The organism is Roseobacter sp. N2S (assembly GCF_031454055.1).
Classification (GTDB): domain Bacteria; phylum Pseudomonadota; class Alphaproteobacteria; order Rhodobacterales; family Rhodobacteraceae; genus Amylibacter.
Window position 1 is genome coordinate 151,592 of the sequence record NZ_JAVDQB010000002.1, and the last position, 20,826, is coordinate 172,417.

General features: G+C 55.8%; 20 protein-coding genes. 9 read left to right on the forward strand and 11 right to left on the reverse strand.

Annotated features, from left to right (window positions below):
* Nucleotide 1: 1 nt before the first annotated feature.
* The 7 genes from GGE09_RS06695 to GGE09_RS06725 all read right to left on the reverse strand — a co-directional run bounded on the left by GGE09_RS06695 (nt 2) and on the right by GGE09_RS06725 (nt 8,326).
* Nucleotides 2–1,672, reverse strand: coding sequence for an ABC transporter ATP-binding protein (locus GGE09_RS06695; protein WP_309745169.1), 1,671 nt, complete (start codon nt 1,670–1,672; stop codon nt 2–4).
* A 5-nt stretch (nt 1,673–1,677) separates the two neighbouring features.
* The gene (locus GGE09_RS06700; RefSeq protein ID WP_309745171.1) at nt 1,678–2,751 is read right to left on the reverse strand and encodes an ABC transporter permease; all 1,074 of its coding nucleotides are present in this window, start codon (nt 2,749–2,751) and stop codon (nt 1,678–1,680) included.
* A 60-nt stretch (nt 2,752–2,811) separates the two neighbouring features.
* Complete coding sequence (locus tag GGE09_RS06705; RefSeq protein WP_309745173.1) at nt 2,812–4,179, reverse strand: CmpA/NrtA family ABC transporter substrate-binding protein; 1,368 nt, start codon at nt 4,177–4,179, stop codon at nt 2,812–2,814.
* A gap of 233 nt (nt 4,180–4,412) precedes the next feature.
* Complete coding sequence (locus tag GGE09_RS06710) at nt 4,413–5,603, reverse strand: CmpA/NrtA family ABC transporter substrate-binding protein (protein ID WP_309745175.1); 1,191 nt, start codon at nt 5,601–5,603, stop codon at nt 4,413–4,415.
* Nucleotides 5,600–6,184, reverse strand: coding sequence for an ANTAR domain-containing protein (locus GGE09_RS06715; protein ID WP_309745177.1), 585 nt, complete (start codon nt 6,182–6,184; stop codon nt 5,600–5,602). Before GGE09_RS06715 ends, GGE09_RS06710 begins: the two co-directional genes overlap by 4 nt.
* 182 nt (nt 6,185–6,366) lie before the next feature.
* A complete protein-coding gene (locus GGE09_RS06720; protein ID WP_309745179.1) occupies nt 6,367–7,806 on the reverse strand; it encodes an MATE family efflux transporter in 1,440 nt (479 codons plus the stop codon).
* 4 nt (nt 7,807–7,810) lie between these two features.
* The gene (locus GGE09_RS06725) at nt 7,811–8,326 is read right to left on the reverse strand and encodes a PaaI family thioesterase (protein WP_309745181.1); all 516 of its coding nucleotides are present in this window, start codon (nt 8,324–8,326) and stop codon (nt 7,811–7,813) included.
* 135 nt (nt 8,327–8,461) lie between these two features.
* On the opposite strand from GGE09_RS06725, the gene GGE09_RS06730 reads away from it, so the two are divergent.
* Nucleotides 8,462–8,905 carry a helix-turn-helix domain-containing protein gene (locus tag GGE09_RS06730; protein ID WP_309745183.1) on the forward strand — a complete coding sequence of 148 codons (444 nt, stop codon included), beginning with the start codon at nt 8,462–8,464 and terminating at the stop codon, nt 8,903–8,905.
* A 37-nt stretch (nt 8,906–8,942) separates the two neighbouring features.
* On the opposite strand, the gene GGE09_RS06735 is transcribed toward GGE09_RS06730, so the two are convergent.
* Complete coding sequence (locus tag GGE09_RS06735) at nt 8,943–9,632, reverse strand: TetR/AcrR family transcriptional regulator (protein ID WP_309745185.1); 690 nt, start codon at nt 9,630–9,632, stop codon at nt 8,943–8,945.
* Nucleotides 9,633–9,804: 172 nt separating this feature from the next.
* Here GGE09_RS06735 and GGE09_RS06740 point away from each other — a divergent pair, with 172 nt between their 5' ends.
* The 8 genes from GGE09_RS06740 (at nt 9,805) to GGE09_RS06775 (ending at nt 18,329) form a co-directional block, all read left to right on the forward strand.
* The gene (locus tag GGE09_RS06740; protein ID WP_309745187.1) at nt 9,805–10,800 is read left to right on the forward strand and encodes a tripartite tricarboxylate transporter substrate binding protein; all 996 of its coding nucleotides are present in this window, start codon (nt 9,805–9,807) and stop codon (nt 10,798–10,800) included.
* Nucleotides 10,801–10,943: 143 nt separating this feature from the next.
* Nucleotides 10,944–11,456, forward strand: coding sequence for a tripartite tricarboxylate transporter TctB family protein (locus tag GGE09_RS06745; RefSeq protein ID WP_309745189.1), 513 nt, complete (start codon nt 10,944–10,946; stop codon nt 11,454–11,456).
* Nucleotide 11,457: 1 nt separating this feature from the next.
* Nucleotides 11,458–12,969, forward strand: a complete 1,512-nt coding sequence (locus GGE09_RS06750; RefSeq protein WP_309745191.1) for a tripartite tricarboxylate transporter permease — start codon at nt 11,458–11,460, stop codon at nt 12,967–12,969.
* The gene (locus GGE09_RS06755; RefSeq protein WP_309745192.1) at nt 12,966–13,817 is read left to right on the forward strand and encodes a shikimate dehydrogenase; all 852 of its coding nucleotides are present in this window, start codon (nt 12,966–12,968) and stop codon (nt 13,815–13,817) included. The genes GGE09_RS06750 and GGE09_RS06755 overlap by 4 nt, the downstream gene beginning before the upstream one ends.
* Entirely contained in the window at nt 13,814–15,700 is a 1,887-nt protein-coding gene (locus GGE09_RS06760) for a TIM barrel protein (protein ID WP_309745194.1), read from the forward strand. The genes GGE09_RS06755 and GGE09_RS06760 overlap by 4 nt, the downstream gene beginning before the upstream one ends.
* A 333-nt stretch (nt 15,701–16,033) precedes the next feature.
* Nucleotides 16,034–16,912 (forward strand): hypothetical protein, encoded by an 879-nt coding sequence (locus GGE09_RS06765; protein ID WP_309745196.1) that lies wholly within the window; start codon nt 16,034–16,036, stop codon nt 16,910–16,912.
* Nucleotides 16,913–16,950: 38 nt separating this feature from the next.
* Complete coding sequence (locus GGE09_RS06770; RefSeq protein WP_309745198.1) at nt 16,951–17,256, forward strand: hypothetical protein; 306 nt, start codon at nt 16,951–16,953, stop codon at nt 17,254–17,256.
* 128 nt (nt 17,257–17,384) lie between these two features.
* Complete coding sequence (locus GGE09_RS06775; protein ID WP_309745200.1) at nt 17,385–18,329, forward strand: sodium:calcium antiporter; 945 nt, start codon at nt 17,385–17,387, stop codon at nt 18,327–18,329.
* Between the two features lie 113 nt (nt 18,330–18,442).
* Here the strand turns inward: GGE09_RS06775 and GGE09_RS06780 are convergent, their stop codons facing one another.
* The 3 genes from GGE09_RS06780 to tatB are packed head-to-tail and all read right to left on the reverse strand — an operon-like array spanning nt 18,443 to nt 20,807.
* Nucleotides 18,443–19,285, reverse strand: coding sequence for an ATP-binding protein (locus GGE09_RS06780; protein ID WP_309745202.1), 843 nt, complete (start codon nt 19,283–19,285; stop codon nt 18,443–18,445).
* Nucleotides 19,282–20,160 carry a twin-arginine translocase subunit TatC gene (gene tatC / locus GGE09_RS06785; RefSeq protein ID WP_309745203.1) on the reverse strand — a complete coding sequence of 293 codons (879 nt, stop codon included), beginning with the start codon at nt 20,158–20,160 and terminating at the stop codon, nt 19,282–19,284. The genes GGE09_RS06780 and tatC overlap by 4 nt, the downstream gene beginning before the upstream one ends.
* A complete protein-coding gene (gene tatB, locus GGE09_RS06790; RefSeq protein ID WP_309745205.1) occupies nt 20,157–20,807 on the reverse strand; it encodes a Sec-independent protein translocase protein TatB in 651 nt (216 codons plus the stop codon). The genes tatC and tatB overlap by 4 nt, the downstream gene beginning before the upstream one ends.
* Between the last annotated feature and the right edge of the window lie 19 nt (nt 20,808–20,826).

Consider the following 20,826-nt stretch of genomic DNA (forward strand, 5'->3'; position numbering starts at 1 on the left):
GTTACTCCGCTGCCATGGCTTTGGGTTTCGGTTTGGCGCCGTGTTCGTATTCCTCAAGGAAATCAAGAACTTCAGCGCGGTAGTTGTAGTAATCAGGATGTTCCAGCAGCGCCTTGCGGGTGCGCGGACGCGGCAGGTTTACATCGACAATTTTGCCGATTGTGGCTTGGGGACCGTTGGTCATCATCACCACGCGATCCGCCAGCAAGATGGCCTCGTCCACATCATGGGTCACACAGATTGCGGTGACTTTTGTACGGGACCAAACCTCCATCAGGACTTCTTGCAATTCCCAACGGGTCAGGCTGTCCAGCATCCCAAAAGGTTCATCCAGCAACAGCAGTTTGGGCGACAGGGCAAAGGCCCGCGCGATACCGACCCGCTGGCGCATTCCGTTGGACATGGACGCGGCCAGTTTATCCATCCCATCGGCCAGCCCGACCCGTTCAAGGTAATATTCCACCACATCCTGACGTTCACTTTGGGACGCGCGGGGATAGACTTTATCCACCCCGATGGACACGTTTTCCTTGGCGGTCAGCCAGGGAAACAGGTTGGGCGATTGAAACACCACGGCCCGTTCGGGATCGGCATCCACAACATGGGCCCCGTCCAGAACGATAGACCCTTTGCTGATCGGGTTTAGCCCCGCAGCCATGGTCAGCACCGTGGATTTACCGCATCCCGAATGGCCAATAAGCGAGATAAATTCCCCCCGATTGACCTTAAGATCAAAGTCTTCGACCACGGTCAGCGGACCTTTGGGTGTCGGATAGACTTTGTGCAACTGGCTGAATTCCAGATAGCGATGTTCGATCATGCCCTTTTGCGCATCGGCGACCGCCGCAGGGACGCCGTGGATCGGGGTCACATCGGGCAGCGTGCGGGTGTCTTCGACCTTGGCAGCGATGCCCACATCCATCAGATATCCGGTAATTTGTGCCCGTAGCGCCTTAAATCCTGCGTCATGGTTCATCGCCCCGCGATCCCGAGGGCGCGGCAGCGTGACAGATACAGGATCGGCCAATGTGCCATCAGGATTCAGCGGAATGATCCGATCCGCCAGTAAAATCGCCTCATCCACGTCATTGGTGATCAGGATACAGGTCTTTTTGTCGGTTTCCCAAATATCAAGGATTTCATCCGCCAGATTGGCCCGTGTCAGCGCATCAAGTGCCGACAGGGGTTCATCAAGCAGCAGCATTTCAGGGCTCATCGCCAAGGCGCGGGCCACAGACACCCGTTGCCGCATCCCCCCTGACAGTTCCGCAGGACGCCGTGTTTTGGCGTGGGACAGGCCAACCATACCCACATAATGGTCGATTTTGGACTCGCGCTCGGATTTGGACAGTTTGGGGAAAACCGCATCCACCGCCAGCCCCACATTGCCGCCAACTGTCAGCCATGGCATCAGGGAATAGCTTTGGAATACCAGCCCCCGCTCTGGCCCCGGCCCCGTGATCGGCTTCCCTTTGAAGGTAATGTTGCCGCTATCGGGTTGTTCCAGCCCAGCAATCAGGTTCATCAGCGTAGACTTGCCCGTGCCTGAAAACCCGAGGATGGCCACAAACTCCCCCTCTTGCACATCAAGATTGATGTCGCGCAGCACCTCTATGCGGTGGGTGCCTGTGCCAAAACCTTTGGAAACCGTGTCGAAGTTCAGAATGCTCATGGGGATCACCGGTTTTCCGAGAATGTGAACATGGATTGCAGCGCATACATCACCCGATCCAGCAGAAAGCCGATCAGCCCAATGGTAAAGACTGCAACCATGATTTTGGCCAGCGATTGGGACGATCCGTTCTGGAATTCATCCCAGATGAATTTGCCCAGACCCGGGTTCTGCGCCAGCATTTCAGCGGCAATCAAGACCATCCAGCCCACACCAAGGGACAGACGCAGCCCTGTAAAGATCAATGGCAAAGCGGATGGCAGCACCAGTTTGGTGATCTTGGAATAGGTGCTCATTTTCAGAACCTTGGACACGCTCACCAGATCCTTGTCGATGGATGACACCCCAAGGGAGGTGTTGATCAGCGTCGGCCACAGCGAACACAGGGTCACGGTAATGGCAGACACAAGGAAGGATTTCGAAAACATCCCGTCGTTGGTGGCATAAAGTGCGGATACAATCATCGTCACAATCGGCAACCACGCCAGTGGGCTGACGGGTTTGAAAATCTGGATCAGCGGGTTGATCGCGGCATTGGCTGTTGCCGACAGACCCGCCATAATCCCCAGTGGAATAGCCACAGCCGAGGCGATCAGAAACCCGAAAAACACGGTAATAATAGATGTGCCAATCTGTTGGTAATAGGTGGGCTTGCCCGTATAGACACGCTCTTTCACACGATCCGCCTTGCCATCCGCAATCAGCTTGGCGTTACGTACATCCTGGCGGTCATAAAATGCGGCTTCTTTGGCCCGTTCGCGGATCGCGTCACTGTTCAGGTTGACGGCTTGTTCCCAGACTTGCCCCGGCCCGGGGATCGCCCCAAGTGAGGTTTGCACTTTGGGGGCCAGCGTGCCCCAAGCCACCAGAAAGACCAAAATTGCCAGCACAGGGACCCCCAAAAGGCGCCAGATTTCAGAAAGCTGGCCCTTGGGGTTATCGCCCGCGGCGGCTTTCAGGATGGGTGTCACCCACGCCAGACCAAGCACTTGGAACCAAGCGTCAGCTTTGTTGATACGGGTGAAAAGCCGCGCGCGGCGGGCTTGCGATTGGAGGCTGTCCGGGTCGATAGCTGTCATTTTGAAACCTGTAAAATCCGGGGCCTCTCTGACGTTTCCCGCCAGAGAGACACCTGTGAGTTAGCCTTGAACTTTGGAACCGACGACGATCTGCTGGCCCTTCAGGCCGATCGGCAAACTGTCGAGATAGGCATTGGGGCTGCGCCCGTCATAGGGAATGGCGTCGATCACATCCTCGGCGGGTGTGGGGGCTTTGAAACCGTCACTGTCCCAAGGGAAATCCGCTTCATTGGCCAGATCTTCATCCACCAGCAAACGGGCGGCTTTCAGATAGATGTCAGGGCGATAAACGGATTTCGCGGTGTCGATGAACCAGTCATCTGTCTGGGGTTTGGCAATCTGCCCCCAACGGCGCATCTGGCTTAGATACCAGATCGCATCCGAATAGAACGGATAGGTCGCATAATGGCGAAAGAACACGTTGAAATCAGGCACATCACGCACGTCACCCTTTTCATATTCAAAAGTGCCAGTCATGGAATTGGCGATCACTTCGCGGTCCGCGCCCACATATTCTGAACGGGACAGGATATCGACCGCCTCGGGGCGGTTGCCGTTGTCGTTTTCATCCAGCCAGATTGCAGCGCGGATCAGGGCTTTGGTCAGGGCCAGCGTGGTGTTTGGATAGTCTTGGGCAAATTCTGCGGTGATCCCGAAGACTTTTTCAGGGTTGTTCTTCCACAGTTCATAATCTGTGATCACAGGCACGCCGATGCCTTTGAACACTGCCTGCTGGTTCCACGGCTCGCCCACGCTATAGCCGAAAATTGTGCCGGCTTCCATTGTGGCGGGCATTTGGGGGGGCGGAGTGACGGACAGATAAACATCTGCCCCGATCTGACCGCTGACATCCTCGGGGGAATAATAGCCGGGCTGCAATCCACCTGCTGCCAACCAGTAACGCAACTCATAGTTGTGGGTGGAAACCGGGAAAACCATACCCATGTTAAAAGGCGTGCCCTGATCTTTGTAGCTTTCCACCACGGGTGTCAGGGCTGCTGCGCTGATCGGGTGTTGCGGGCGTCCATCGTCCATCAACGGCACGTTGGGTTTCATTTGTTCCCAGATGTCATTGGAAACGGTGATGCCGTTGCCGTTCAAATCCATCGAAAACGGCGTCACGATATGGGCCTTGGTGCCATAGCCGATGGTCGCGGCCAGCGGCTGGCCTGCCAACATATGCGCCCCGTCCAATTGCCCGTCAATCACGCCATCCAGCAGAACTTTCCAGTTCGCCTGCGCTTCAAGCGTTACAAACAAGCCTTCATCTTCAAAGTAGCCCTTTTCATAGGCCACGGCCAAAGGGGCCATATCAGTCAGTTTGATGAAGCCGAATTTCAGCTCGTCTTTTTCAACATCCAGCATTTCAGCTAATGCAGGCGAGGTAGATAAAACGGTGGAGGCCAGCAGCCAAATAATTTTCTTCATTGTTTTTCCCTGTCAGATCGCAAGTGTCAGAACGCAAAAAAGCCGCGCGATTGATACATGCACAATTGGATTGCATGTATGAATCGAGCGGCTTTGCTCTTCTTGTCGGTGCTAGCATCGTTGCTGGCATCATCAGGCTTCGTTGCCCTGACCCTGTTGTTGCATTCAAGCGGCTGGCTTGCAAGTTTCAACCCATGCTTGCGCCTATTTTTTCGCCGCAATGCAGCATTTGCCTAATTTCCGACCAGTTTTTCCGAACCAATGTCGAATAAAGCGCCATCAAAGAAAGTGTCGGGGCCGAGAATCATCTCGCCCTTGGTTGAGGCTACGGCGGTTTGATGGGTCATCGACCCTTCGACTTTTTCCGAAGCACCCGGCATATCCACCCCGATAGGCGCCAAAGCGCGGCGGTACAGATCGCTGCGGAAACTGGCACGGGCGGTGGCGCGGGCATGGGCCTGATCCAAACCGTGCCACGCCGCAATCCGGTCCGCGATCCAGCAGGCCTGACTGCGCCACGGAAAGTTGGCGGCGCTGTCGTGAAAGGTTAAAAACCGACGGGTTTTGGTCAGCGCTGCCCCTGCACTGGTCTGGATGTTGCCGCTTAGCGCTGGATCAATCGCATGATCCGGCAGGTCCAGATGCTGGCTGCGGGCAAGGATTTCCACCGCCAAAGGCATGTTGTCAGGCTGTCCCAACCATTTCGCCGCCTTATAGACCACCCGCATCATCGCATGGCACAGTTCGGGGTTCTGGGTGACCCAGTCATGACGCGCGCCCAGAACTTTTTCAGGGGCAAATTTCCAGATACTCGCCCCCGGCAAGGCCAGAACTGCCCCGTTTTGTTGTGCCGCAACGGATCCCCACGGCTCTCCTACACAAAACATATCCAGCATTCCGCTGCGCACAGCTTCGGCCATTTTAGGCGGGGCAATCGTGATAATGTCCACACGATCAGCCTGAAATGCGGGGTCTTGGGCCAGCCAGTATTCCAACAACATACGGTGCATGGAAAACGGAAACGGCACGCCGATCCGCAACGGTTTGCTGCTGGCGGCAAACACCGCTGCCGAGGTTTCTTGTGGGTTGTCAAAGCTGTTGACCCAGCCCGCCTGCCCCATCCGTGCCGCAAGGTCAGTAGATGTGCCAATCACCGTACCATTCACCGACAAAACCATCAGCGCATCAATTTTTGGGAAAGCCCCGCCCAACCCCAGCGACATAGCAATGGGCATGGGCGATAACATATGGGCGAAATCAATATGCCCGAAAACCAGCCGATCCCGCAGGGCCGACCAGGACGGCTGTTTGACCAGATGCAGATCCAGTCCTTCCTCGGCGGCGAATTTCAATTCTTGGGCAATAATCAAAGGAGCGCTGTCGATCAGGGGAAGATAACCGCAGGCGATTGGGGTGGTGGTCATTGCAACAAATCCGCCGCGGTGACCAAGGCCGTGGCCACCTCAATCACTTTGCGTCCCTGCCCCATCGCGGTCTTGCGCAGCAGGTTGTAGGCTTCGTCTTCAGAGATTTTACGGGCCTGCATTAACAACCCTTTAGCACGATCAATGGTTTTGCGATCTGAAAGCGCACGTTTGGCAGCGTCCAGTTCGGATTGCATCTTTTCAAACATGCGAAACCGCGCAATGGCAGTTTCTAGCACGGGTTTGATCCGGTCCATCTGCAAGCCGTTCACCACATAAGCGCTTAGCCCTGCGGAAATCGCCGCCTGTGTCATGGCTTCATCCGTGTGGTCCACAAACATCGCCACAGGGCGGGATTTGGCATTGGACACAAAGCTAAGATGTTCCAGCGTGTCGCGATCCGGATTGGCCAGATCAATCAGCACGATGTCAGGGTCTTGCTTTTTCAGAGTCGTTACCAGCGCCTCGGCCGATCCAATGACGGTCACATCAGACCAGCCGCCATCCATCAGCGCGTCGATGATCTCACGCGCTTTGGCAGGTTCAGGTTCGACGACCAGTATTTTCAGCTCAGTTTGCACAGGCTGTGCTTACGCGTGATACGGTGCATTTCGCCAGCACCAAACCGTGCAATTGAAGACCGCAGGCCGAAATTGCCTAAAAACCCACAGGAGCGGTGAAACTTGCCCAATAAAGCGGCGATACAAGAAACCTGCCGTGGGCCAAGCCGCTGCCAGGCCCACATGAATGTTGCACTGATTGCTTAACGCCAGCGGGTTATCCGCACCGACACCCCCATCACAGTGCCATAGACCACCGTTCCGCAGCCGATGGCCGCAAAGACACCCTCTACCCCCCAATCGGTGAAGTTGGTCATGATCAACGCGCCACTAAAAGCGACACTGATGCGCACCAGACTGCCGATCACTGGCCAGCCCATGCGGTTCGCCCCTTGGCTCGCGAAATACAGCGCCAGTCCCAGACCGAAAAAACCATAAAACGGGGCAACAAGGCGGAAATACCAACGCCCTGCGGCCAGCGCCTCGGTGTCTTGGGGGTCAAGGAAAATGCCCAGCCACAGGTCTGGCGCAAAGGCCACGATCGCACCGATGCTGCCCACAATCGCCGCCGCTGCAAATGAACCCGTCCATGCCACGCGCAACGCCCGTTCCTTGTTGCCCGCACCTATATTGGCCCCGACCATGGTGGTCATCGCAGCGCCGATACCAAAGACAACAGGGATCATCAGGAATTCAAGACGTGCGCCCAAACCATATCCCGCCAGTGCCGCAGCGCCGTGCCGCCCGACCATGCCGACCATCAGAACGATGGTCAAAACCGTCAGGAAGGAATTAATTGAAGCAATGATACCAACGCTCAGGATATCGCGGAACAAGGCGCTGTGCAGACGTTCAGCTTGCAGGCTTAACCCTGCCCGTCCCGATACGATATACCCCACCGCAACCAGTGTTCCCACACCATAAGAAATCACCATCCCCGCCGCCAGTCCCGCCATACCAAGGGCAGGAAACGGCCCCCACCCCAACGCCAATGCACCAGACAGCGGGATCGTGGCCAGTGACACCAGCAACAGCAGGATAGACGGCGTGCCCATATTCCCTGTACCGCGAATGACGCTTAGGGTGGAATGGCACAGCCACAGGGTAATGCAGCCCGGAAAGAACACAGAGGCATAGGTAACGGCAGCGTCAACCACGGTGCCCCCGCCCCCAAGCAGACCAAAAATAGTCGCCCCGAACAGGGCCATCAGGATAGCAGACAGCGCCGCGATTACAATCGCGATGATCCACGCAGCCCAAACCAGCCCACCAGCCCGCGCCGTATTGCCTGCCCCAAGCGCGCGCGCCACAGCCGAGGAAATCGCACCCCCCATTGATCCCGCCGACAACATTTGTGTCAGCATCACCAAGGGAAACACCAGCGCCAGCCCCGCAAGGGCCGTTACACCCAATCGGCTGGCAAACACGCCCTCGGCAATGCTCATGGCGGCTTGCACCAGCATGGCCAGAACATTGGGCGCGGCCAGTTTGGCCAGTGTTGGCCCGATCGGACCGTTCAGCAACAATTTCGTGCGCCCCGCCCGCGCCGCCGCAGAAGCAGCAGCACGGGTTAACGCTGGGGAGTGAGCAGCGTTTGGGGCATTCGCATTAGAAAGGGGGGCTTGGGCATCCGAAGGGGTCATAAAACTATTCGCTTGTGGGTTTCAGGGGGAACAGGAAACAAGTTGTGGATCCATGGGCATATAATTTACCGTCTTCTTTGCCGATAATACGGCCTTCGGATGTGGCCATACGACGGCCGCGGTGGATCAGGTTGCCTTCGACCAACAGGCGCCCGCTGCTTGGCAGAATGGCGCGGGTGTAGTTGATTTTCAACTCGGCGGTGGTGAAGCCCATGCCCGGCTCCAGGGTGGTGTGCACTGCGATCCCAAGCACGGAATCCAGCAAGGTGGCTGCAAAACCGCCATGAACCGTGCCCATGGGGTTTAGCAGATAATCGCCCGGTTCAGCCTCGAGCGCGGTTTTTCCGTATTCCAGCAGATGGGGCGGGATCATTCCCATTGTGTTGTTGATCGACGGCTCCGCGCCGATTTCACCCGCCACAAGGGCACGCATGTAGTCCAGCCCGGAAAGCCGCACCGCCGAGGCGGGATCAAATCCCACATCCGCATATTCATAAGTCCGCCGCAACATGGCCCCCATTTTGAAACCCTCCTCGAAGTTTCTGTGTTTCAAATCTTGTGTCCGATGTGACTCTATGGTCACTAAGTTCTTTTTTGGAACTCACTCTTAGTAAGTTCCCTTTCAGAACCTGTCAACATAAGCTAGGATCACGAAATGAAATGGGACACCCTTGAAAACGAACCCTGCCCTGTGGCCCGCGGACTGTCTGTTCTGGGGGATCGCTGGACCATGATGGTGGTGCGCGACTGCTTTTTGGGCATCCGCCGTTTTGACCAGATGCAACAGCGTTTGGGCATCACCCGCCATGTGTTGGCCGACAGGCTGCGCAAGCTGGAAACCGCTGGCGTATTGCGCCGAGACCCCTATCAGGACAGGCCTGTGCGCTATGAATACCGTCTTACCGAGCAGGGCAAGGCGCTGTATCCCATTCTGGTTACGCTGATTGATTGGGCCGAGGAAAACGTGCCCCCAAAAACCGTAACGGCCATGACCATTCTGTCACAGGAAACAGGCCGTCCGATTGACCCGATATTGGTGGATTCAAACACCGGAAACCCGATTACCCACCGCAATGTGACGGTGCGTAAAACAGGGTGATACGGCGGTTATACGGGGCTGATGCGGGGTGCTTTCGCTACTCAGAGACAACTAAAGGCGGTTCATAACCGATAACAACCAAGCCCAGAATCATATCCACCACCCGCTGTTTCAACCGCGCCTGCCCCTGTGCGGTGTAAAGTGTGTCACCGAACGAGGTGGAAAAGGTCTCTTTGTTCGAAACATTGTAAAAACTCGACGAGCTGATCAGCCAGTGCAGTTCCAGCGGATCGGCATTGGCACGAAACAACCCCGCTTCCTTCCCGCGCTGGCACACGTCATCCAGCTTGTCGATGATCGAGCGATTCAAGCCCGGAATAATTTCCGAACGACGCAAATAAGCTGCGTTGTGAATGTTTTCAATCATCACCAGCCGAATGAACAGCGGCGTGTTGGCGTGGGCTTCAAAGGTGGCTTCCACCAGTCGCGACAGGGCAGCCACAGGGTCTAGATCACCGACCTTCAGGGCGTCTTCGTTTTCACGCAAAGTGGAATAGACCCGTTCCAGAACCGCCTGATACAGCCCGTCCTTATCGCCGAAATAGTAATAGATCATCCGCTTGGAAGCCTCTGTCTTGCGGGCGATTTCGTCAATACGCCCCCCCGACAGGCCGTGGGCAGCAAATTCTTCGGTAGCCACCCGTAAAATGTCTTCTTTCACGCCATCCGGGTTCTGTTTCCAATGCGCTTTGCGCGTGTTGGCAGGTTTTCGTGACGTGTCTCCCATGTGGAAAAGCCCCTTAATTTCGTTTGATTCTAACAGTGTAATACCACACAATGTACCAGTTAGTACATTTATGTTGACAAATTAACCGTATCGTACATTTTACAGAGGTTCCCGTCGATCCGCACAACGATTCGGATGGCTCGACGGTTGTTGACACAAAGGGAGGACCATGATGTCTCGCAAATTACTTGGCGCGATTGTTGCGCTTGGCCTAAGCACGACTTTTGCAACCGCACAGGATTATCCAGCAAAAGAGATCCAAGGGATCATTCAATGGGGGGCCGGTGGGTCAACCGATACGGTGATGCGCGCCGTGACACCCCACGCCGAAAAGGTTCTGGGCGGCTCGGTTGTCATGCAGAACATGACAGGCGGCGTTGGCGCGATTGCGCTGAACCACGTAGCTGGCACCAAAGCTGACGGCTACACCCTGTTGATGGGCGCAGAAAACCCGATGCTCTATAAGATCATGGGCTTTGGCAATAAAGACTATACAGACTTCACACCTGTGAACCTGCTGGCACGGGGCACACCTATTCTGGTGGCCAACCCTGACGCGCCCTTCAACACCTATCCCGAAATGCTGGACTATATCGCCGCCAACCCGGACGAAGTGCGTTTCGGGTCAACCGGCCCGGGTGGTGTTCCATCTGTTGTGACCGCAATGATCACATCCGAAACCGACCTGCCGGTGATTTTTGTCCCGTACGACGGTGACGGCCCAGCCCTGACCGCCCTGCAAGGCGGCGCTATCGACGTGATGCCCGCTGTTTTGGGCGCCGCAGTTGAAGGCATCCGCGCAGGTACCATGAAGCCGATCGCGCTGTTTGACACAGCCGCCAGCCCAGCCCTGCCGGACGTTCCCGCCATCACATCCACAAACCCGGAGTATGAAAAATACCTGCCTTGGGGTCCGTTCTTTGGCGTCTTTACCCCAAAAGGCACACCCGATGATGTGGTAAGCAAACTGCAAGCTGCCTTTGCGGATGCGGCAACCCAGCCTGATTTTGTGAAACTGATGGATGGCCGCGGCTTTACCATGATGAACATCTCTGGCACCGAGGCGCAGGACTTCCTGACCAAATGGCAGCGCAACACAGCCTGGCTGATGTTTGACGCTGGTCTTGCAAAAAACTCTCCCGAAGATTTCGGCATCGAGCGCCCGTAACGGGTGCGGTCGGGGGCCTTACCGCCCCCGACCCTATTTTTCTATTCTTTCAAAAATCTGTATGCGCCGCCCTGCTCTGGTGAATTGGACGACGCCATCTTAACCACGGACACGGGTTTTCCTGTCCGAACCAAGAGGTCATGATGCAACATCCCGAACACCGCAAACCCGGAGAGCTGATATTTGCAGTTTTCCTGACCTGTGCCAGCCTGTTTCTGCTGTACAGCGCCTATGGCATTTCCGGATTAGAGGCCCTAAGCGCCCCCGGAGCCATACCAATCGCCACAACCCTTGCCATGGTCGTGACCTCTATTTTGGTACTGATCCGCACGTTCCGCGCCACACCCGAAGGGGAAGGACGCTTTTTTGTGGACGTTCTACCCGCCCGCATTGCGGTGATTGCAGGTCTGTTGATTGCCTATGCCTTTGCCCTGCAACCCCTCGGCTTTCTGCCCACCTCGGCGATTTTCCTGATCCTTACGATCAAATACCTCAGCCAGAAATCATGGGTGTTTTCCATTGGCATCGCCCTGTTCAGCCTGATCGCCATTTATTTGGTCTTCCGCATTGTTTTCACCGTTCTGATGCCCGCAGGGATCGTCCCCGAGGGCGAGATACTTGCTTTCATCCGCGCCCTACTGTCCGGAGGCACCTAAGATGTACGAGACCCTTTTGGCTTTCCTGACTGTCTGGACCCAACCGCAATTGCTGTTGCTGGTAGGGCTTGGCACACTTGCAGGCATCTATGTGGGGGCGATCCCCGGCCTGTCGGTGACAATGGCTGTGTCGATCCTGATTTCATTCACTTTTTCATGGGATGTTTACCCGGCGATTTCCTTGATGATCGGCATCTATATGGGCGGCGTCTATGGCGGTTCGCGCACAGCGATCTTGCTAAATATTCCGGGCGCGCCCTCGGCCATTGCCACAGCGATGGACGGCTATCCCATGGCCCAAAAGGGCGAGGCCGGCGTTGCCATTGGGGTGACAACTGTCATGTCGTTTTTTGGCGGGTTGATTGGTATCAGCGTGCTGGCCCTTGCAGCCCCCTTCGTGTCAAATTTTGCGCTGGGCTTTCAACCGCGCGATTATTTCCTGCTGGCCATTCTGGGGATCCTTCTGGTCGGCTCGCTTTCAGGCGGCAGCCTTGTCAAAGGCATCTTTGCAGGCGCGTTCGGCATCGGGCTTGGGGCTGTAGGCATGGACCCGCTGACCTTTACCCAACGCTTCACCTTTGACATCCCAATCATGCAAGGCGGTATTTCCTTTATCGCAGTGATGATCGGGATGTTCGGTGTATCCGAGGCCTTGCAACAGTTGCACCACGTTGACACAGCTGCGGTGAAACAAAAGGTCGGGCGGATTGTCCCGTCGTGGCGCGTTATTCGCAAATACCTGCCACTCTCGCTGCAAACATCCAGCATCGGGGTGATCATCGGCGCCCTTCCCGGTACGGGGGGCGATATTGCGGCGCTGATGGCTTATGACCATGCCAAACGCATCACCAAAGATCCTGAAGTCCCCTTTGGTGAAGGTGCGATGGAGGGATTGGTTGCCCCTGAAACCGCCAATAACGCCGCTGTGGGCGGGGCCTTCATCCCGATGATGACCCTTGGTATTCCGGGCGATGCGGTCACCGCCATCATGATCGGCGCGCTGTTTATTCATGGGCTGAACCCCGGCCCGATGCTGATGATCGACAAGCCCGATATGTTCTGGTTCATCGTTGGCGCCTTGGTGATGGCCAATTTCTTTATGCTGATTTTCGGCCTGACCGGCATTCGCGTCTTTACCAAAATCGTGGAAATGCCCCGTTCTGTTCTGATCCCGCTGATCTTTTTGCTGTCCATCGTGGGGGCATATGCGGTGAACAATTCCATCACCGATGTTTATTGGATGCTGGGCTTTGGGGTCTTGGGCTATTTCATGAAACACTACCGGTATCCGCTGGGTCCGGTGATCCTTGGTGTGATCCTGTCGCGCCTACTGGATGATAACTGGCGGCGGGCGATTATCTCAGAACGGGAAAGCCTGCCCAAATTGCTGGAAGGCATCGTCACCAGCCCGCTGTCCCTAGTTCTGTTCCTTGCGGTTATTCTGATTTTCGTCAGCCAGACACCGCTTTGGGGCAAGATGAAACGCCGCTTCTCCCGAAAGGAAACATCATGACCGCCCCCCAAGCCAGACGTGTGAAACTGGGGCTGATCGGGGATAATATCACCCGCTCGAAATCCCCGCGCCTGCACCGCACGGCAGGGGAATTGACGGGACTGGATGTGACCTATGACCGGCTGATCCCCAAGGACATGGGCCTGACCTTTAACGAGGTGTTCGATCAGGCGCTGAACAGCGGCTATCGCGGCATCAACGTGACCTATCCTTATAAAGAACTGGTGACCGCCAAAGTCACCGTTGCCGACCCGCTGGTGCGGGCGATTGGGGCGGTGAATACGGTGGTTTTTGACCCAGAAGGGCCAAAGGGTTTTAACACCGATTACACAGGTTTCATGCACGCCTACCGCGCCGAACGGGGGGACAAACCCGCAGGGATCGTTTGTTTGATCGGCACTGGCGGTGTGGGCAAAGCGGTGGCGTTCGGGCTGATCGGCCTGAAGGCCCAAGTGATCCGCTGCGTTGATCTGGACGCGGATAAAGCTGAAACACTGGCGAACGCCCTGCGCGCGCTTGGAACCGACACGCAAATCGAAACCTTCACCGATCCGCAACAGGCCGCAAAAGGCGCGGATGGGATCATCAACTGCACGCCCCTGGGCATGGTCGGGATCGGCGGAACCCCCCTACCCGCCAGCGCCATGACCAGCGCGGCTTGGGCCTTTGATGCGGTCTACACCCCCGTTGAAACCCAATTCCTGCAAGACGCCACAGCCGCTGGTTTAAACGTGATTTCTGGCTACGAGTTGTTCTTTGGCCAAGGCGTTGATGCTTGGGCGATTTTCACCGATGTCCCGCTGGACACAACCGCCCTGCGCCACGGAATTGAAGGAGACGCATTATGAAAACCTCTATCGCGACAGTGTCGATTTCAGGCAGCCTGCCCGAAAAACTGGACGCCATTGCTTTGGCGGGCTTTGACGGGATTGAAATCTTTGAACAAGATTTCATCGCCCATGACGGCGCACCCAAAGATGTGGGCAATATGATCCGCGACAAGGGGCTGGACATCACCCTGTTCCAGCCTTTCCGCGATTTCGAAGGCCTGCCCGATCCGCAACGGGCCAAAGCCTTTGACCGCGCAGAGCGTAAATTTGACCTGATGCAGGAACTGGGCACCGATCTGGTGCTGATCTGTTCCACCACCCATCCTGCCGCTTTGGGCGGCATTGACCGCGCCGCCGCTGATTTTCATGAATTGGGCGAACGGGCGGCAAAACGCGGGTTGCGTGTGGGGTATGAGGCGCTCGCTTGGGGCACCCATGTCAACGACCACCGCGATGCTTGGGAAATTGTGCGCCGCACGGATCATCAAAACGTCGGCCTGATCCTTGACAGTTTTCACACATTGGCCCGCAAAATCGACCCTGAAACCATCCGCCGCATTCCCGGCGACAAGATCTTTTTTGTGCAACTGGCCGATGCCCCTGCCATCGAAATGGACCTGCTGTACTGGTCCCGCCATTTTCGCAACATGCCGGGTGAAGGCGATCTGGCCGTGGCCGATTTCACCCAAGCGGTGATGGCCACAGGCTATAACGGCCCGATTTCACTAGAAATTTTCAACGACCAGTTTCGCGGCGGCAATGCGCGGACCATCGCCAAAGACGGATATCGTTCGCTTGTGGCTTTGATGGATGACGTGTCCCGCGCGGAACCAACCCTAAAGGTTGCCACCCCTGCAATGCCCGCCCGCCGCACGGTGGAAGGCGTGTCTTTCATCGAATTCGCTTCACGCGATGAAGAAGCCGCCGAGTTGGAAACCATGTTGCACAGTTTGGGCTTTGCACAGTCCGGCACCCATATTTCCAAAGAGGTTTCCTTATGGACCCAAGGCGACATCCGCATTGTGGTGAACCGCGAAACCTCGGGCTATGCCAGCAGCGCCTATACCATGCATGGCACAACGGTTTGTGACATTGGACTAACGGTAGATAACGCCGCTGAAACCGTAGCGCGGGCCACTGCCCTTGGCGCAAATATCTTTTGTCAGCCTGTGGAACCGGGTGAATTGAACATCCCTGCGATCCGTGGACTTAGCGGCAGCGTGCTGCATTTCATCGACGAAACCAGCGGCCTTCGGGATGTCTGGTCGGTTGAATTTGAAAAGTCCAAGACCAATGACGCGGGCGCTGGCCTGCGCGGGATCGACCATCTGGCGCAGACCATGGGCTATGACGAAATGCTCAGCTGGTCGCTGTTTTACACAACCCTGTTCAACATGGACAAATCCGCAATGGTCGATGTGGTGGACCCGGACGGGCTGGTGCGCAGTCAGGCTTTGGAAACCACAAACGGCGCTTTGCGCATCACCTTGAACGGAGCAGAAACCCACCGCACAATGGCGGGTAATTTTCTGGCAGACAGCTTTGGCGCCTCGGTTCAGCATATTGCGCTGACCACGGATAATATCTTTGCCACTTCAGATGCGATGATAAAACGCGGCTTCCAACCCCTTGAAATGTCAGACAACTATTATGCTGACCTGATCGCGCGGTTTGACCTGTGCCCGGATGTTCTGGCCCGCCTGAAAGCTGGGAATATCCTTTATGACGAAGACGCAGAGGGCGGGTTCTATCAATTTTACTCCCGCCCGTTCGCGGGGGGGATATTTTTTGAAATCATCCAACGGCGCGACGGGTATAAGGGATATGGCGCACCAAACGCGCCGTTCCGCATCGCTGCCCAAAAACGTCTGATGCGCCCCAAAGGGATGCCAAAGCTTTAAGCGCCCCAAAACCGCCGCGATCCAGCAAAGACTTGCCCAAAACACAGGACACGGGCAAGATAGCAGCAGAGCGTCCCGTTTGGGAAAGCCAACTTCACCTGATGGCAGACCCAGCGGGACATTTTGATGAAAACCTTTTTAAACACGCGGCCTTCACCGCATATAACGGGTAAACCGCACCCACGCACCCTGCGTTCAAGGCTGATTGGGGCCTGCTTACCCGCAATAATCGGCTGTCTTTTTTCACCCGCTCCTGCCTGCGCACAACCAACTACACTGAACGAACTGCGTGGCGGCGGGGCGTTTGATACGGTTGATATTGCTGGCTTTCTTGTGCGAATTGACGATCTGGCAACGCTCCACGCCGCCAATATCCTGCGCTTGAACGACCAGACAAAACGCTTTGGTTTTACCAAACATATTGGCTCTGAACGGGCACTGAAGCGGGCGTTACGGCAAACTTCACTTCAGGACCAACGCACTGTGCTGGAACTGTACCGCGCTGCCAAAGTCCCGCTGCCTAACGGGGCGAGCCATACCCTGACCGTACCCTCTGCCTATGGGCCTGCCGCCTTTGTAACCCAAAACAGCCGCCCTGCCCTTAGCGTCAGTTTTGGCGGCGTGTCCCGCGTGCCTTACACCAATAAACCGGACGGCGGCATCGGCCTTGGTCTGTCTTTTGGCAACGCCTTTGACACGCTCGGTGTGTCCATTGGAGTGTCGCTGAATGATCTGTCCGACCTTGGAAACACCGACCGCATGTCCTTTGGCTTTGCGCTCAGCCGATATCTGACAGATGGTCTTTCCGTAGCCATTGGCGGCGAAAACCTGTTCGTGCAAAAGACCGATGGACAATCCAGCTTCTATGCGGTGGCCAGTCTGGCCTTTGACGCTGACAGCTCCTCTATGCCGTTCGATGGCGTGCTTACTTTTGGCGCAGGCACAGGCCGTTTCGCCGAAAAAACGCCTCGCGATATTGCACAGGGGCATGGCGTCAATGGGACTACCCTGTTCGGCGCACTGGCAATAGAACTTAACGATCACACGAACCTGATCGCCGATTGGAACGGACGCAATCTAACCGTTGGGGCTGCCTTTAGAATCCCGCGCACAGGTGTTTCCCTGCGGTTTGGGGTGCGAGATTTGACCGGCAACTCGGGTGACGGGCCGCGCCTCACCGGATCAATCGGCTTTACTTTGGCGCGATTTTGAATATCCTGCTCCCATATTACACAAAATTTGGAAAAACGATGCGAAATTCCTTGACCCTTTGCACCGCAACAGTTTTGGCCCTTACGCTGGGATCTGCCACAGTCGCACAAAACCGCGACTCTGACGGAGAGGTGATCTCGATTATTTATGGCCACTTAGGCGATGACAATCTGATCTATTTCAAACGCAATCTGGTGAGTGATTTCAAAACATCAACACGCCCCACCACGCAAACAGCCCACTCCAGTGACGCGCTTTTGAACACCACAGGCCTGCGTGTACAAATGCGCCAAAAACAACATCAGGACGCGCGGGTTAACCCACAGTCTTTCGCGCTGGATTAATCCACCGCAACACGCTGAAAAACACCTGTAAAATTCCACCCGCCCCCCTTGCACCCACGAGGGGGGATCATTACCTGCGTAACCACATGTGTCTTCTGACGTAAATGAGGTTACCTTTGGGCCAATCAATGATCTTTCTTCTCTTGGCTCTTCCTCTCTGTCTGGCGGTTGTCGTTGTTTCCGCTGGGTATTTCGTCAAAGGTGCTGTCGCGATTGCGCAACGCCTGTCTGTGCCCGAATTTATTGTCGGCTCGGTCATCGTCGCCATCGGCACATCCGCGCCAGAGGTGGCGATCAACGTGTCAGCCGTGCTCGAAAACGCAGGCGACATCGTGATTTCCAACATCATCGGGTCCAATATCGTTAACATCGGACTGGGCATCGGCGTTGCTGGGCTGTTGCTGCGATTTGATCGGGCCCGCCCAGAATATCTGCGCAGTATCATCGTCGGCCTGTTCGCCACCGTGGCCCTGCTGATCAATACTCTACTTAGCAATGACGGCTATTTCTCGTCATACTTCAGCCTCGCTTACAGCCTCGCAATTCTGGCAGCCTTTGCCTATTACATGTACAGTTCGATCCGCAGCGCCGACGGATCAGACGACGAGGAATACGACGCCAGCACAGGCCTGTGGCTGGCCGTAACCTTCGTTGTAGGTGGCGCAATCGCGATGGCTTACTTCTCTGATCTCGCCGTCTATTTCGCCGTATCCCTATCCAACCGCATCGGCATATCCGAGGCCGTGATCGGCGCTACAATCATCGCCGCTGGCGGCAGCCTGCCCGAGGTTTCATCCTGCATCGCCGCCGCTCGCATCAAGCGCCCGAACCTGATCCTTGGCAATGTGGCAGGCAGCCAAATCTTTAACATTTTGGGGATTCTCGGCCTGTCGGGCGCGATCAAAACCTTTCACTATTCCACCATTCTTTGGGTCGATATGGCTATTTTGATCCTTATGACCGTGATCCTGCTGGCCTGTATCCGCATCACTGTAATGCGCCGTTTCATTGGCGTGCTGCTGCTGGGCGCTTACGGCTGCTACGCGCTCTACCTGATCAGCATCTCAGCCTGATCAAAGCCGCCCCGCGGCTTCTTCTTTCCAGAAATATCCCCGCCGGAGGCACCTTTCAAAACCCTCTAATAACAACGAAGCGCCCGAAGGCGCTTCACTTTAGTCTGATAGGTTTAGTCCAGATGAACGCCGCGCCGTGCGGCCAGATCAACCACATATTGCCAGGCCACGCGGCCTGAACGGTTGCCTCGGGTCTGCTGCCACTCTATCGCTTCGGACCGCAAATCGTCGTGCGAAATCTTAATCTTATAGGCGTCGCAATACCCACGGATCATCGCCAGATATTGGTCCTGATCACAGGGATGAAACCCGAGCCACAGCCCGAACCGGTCCGAAAGCGAAACCTTCTCCTCTACCGCCTCAGACGGGCTGATCGCAGTTGAGCGTTCGTTTTCAATCATATCGCGTGGCATCAGGTGACGGCGGTTCGACGTTGCATAGAACGAAACGTTTTCGGGCCGCCCTTCAATGCCACCGTCTAAAACCGCTTTCAGGGATTTGTAATGGGCGTCATCATGACCAAAGCTAAGATCGTCACAAAACAACAAAAACCGCTCGCTGGCAGCCCGCAACACATTCAACAAACGCCCGATGGACGGCAGGTCCTCGCGCTGGACTTCCACCAGTTTCAAACCGCCAACAACGCGGTTTGCTTCGGCATGGGCGGCCTTCACCAATGATGATTTCCCCATGCCCCGCGCGCCCCACAACAGAACATTGTTAGCCGGCAAGCCACGGGCAAATTGCAAGGTGTTTTCCATCAGAATATCCCGTGACCGGTTTATGCCGACCAAAAGCCCGATATCGACGCGGTTCACTTTGGCAACAGGTTCCAGCCGATCCGGCCCCACATGCCACACGAAAGCATCCGCTTGTGAAAAATCAGGGGCGGGCATCGGGCGCGGGCTGATGCGTTCCAATGCCTCAGCGATCCGCGTCAGAGCGTCTTGGTTCATTCCATTTCCTCAGGGTGTTTTGTGTCGTCCTCGTCGGCCAAGCCTTCTTGGCGCAGACGTTCTTCTTGTTTGCGTTCCACCATGACCACCAGCCAGATCGAAATCTCATACAGCATGTAAACCACTGTAAACAAAATCATTTGAGTGATGACATCTGGCGGCGTCACAACTGCGGCCAGTACCAGAATGCCAACAACCGCATATTTGCGCACGGATCGCAAACCGGCAGAACTGACCAATCCCGCCATCCCCATCAGAGTCAACAAAACAGGAAGCTGGAAACAAATCCCAAAGGCAAAGATGAATTTCAGGGTCAGATCAAGGCTCTCTTTGATCGACGGCAGAATAACGGTTTTGATGTCAGAAGTATCCGCTGGAATTACGTCCGGATCACCGCCTGCAATCACATCTGCAAGGGCCGGAATAATATCGGCGAAACCCACAAAGAACCGCATGGCAAGTGGCGTCACCACAAAATGCGCGAATGACGCACCCAGCAAAAACAATAGCGGCGACGCAACCATAAAGGGCAAAAAAGCGCCCTTTTCATTCTTATAAAGCCCCGGCGCCACAAACCGCCACAGTTGATAAGCCACCATGGGGAAAGCAATCATAAAGCCGCCCAAAAAGGAGATGCGGAAGAAAGCAAAGAATTTTTCTTGGGGGGAGGTGAAGATCAGCGTCGGGTCTTGCCCGTATTCGATCAGGATTTTTGCCAAGGGCCGTACCAGAAAATCCAGCAGCGGATCGGCGAAATAAAAGGTGATCACCACGCCTGCCAGCAAGGCAAGAACAGAATTGATCAACCGCGTGCGCAATTCTGCCAGATGCTCGATCAAAGGGGCCGAGCTGTCTTCGATATCATCCGTGCTCATGTTTTGGTCTCAGCCGCCTTAGTGGGTTTCTTGGCCGCCGGTTTTTTCGCCGCAGCTTTCTTGGGTGCGGCTTTCGTCGCGGATTTCGCTGGTGCCTTGGCTGGCGCTTTGGCAGCAGCAGGCTTCTTTGCAGCGGTTTTTGGGGCCGCAGGCTTTTTAGTCGCCGCTTTTTTGGCCGCAGGCTTTTTCACCGCAGCCGCCTTCGTCGCAGGTTTGGCTGCAGGCGCTTTTGTGCCTGTCCCCTCCTCCACAACTTCAGAGTTTTCAACCACGGGCACACCCTCGGGTGGCCATTTGGAAGCGGCTGCATTGGCATCCGCAACCGCAGCATCACGACGGGCTTTTTCAGCCGCTGCGTCTACTTTTTCAGGCTCGAAACTTTTCTGATAGTTCTGAAAAGATTTAGTCGCCTCATCCAAACCAAGGTTCTTCATAGAAGTGACTTTTTTCAGGTCGGCTGCGATGTCATTCACACCCGTTCCATCCGCCGCCTGTTCCATTGCCCGTTGGAAATCCCGCGCCATTCCGCGCGCTTTTCCAACAAACTGCCCCACTTGGCGGAACATTTGCGGCAGGTCTTTTGGCCCGACCACAATCAGCGCCACAACGCCGATCACGACCATTTCCGACATGCCAATATCAAACATACAGGCGCTCCACGCTGAT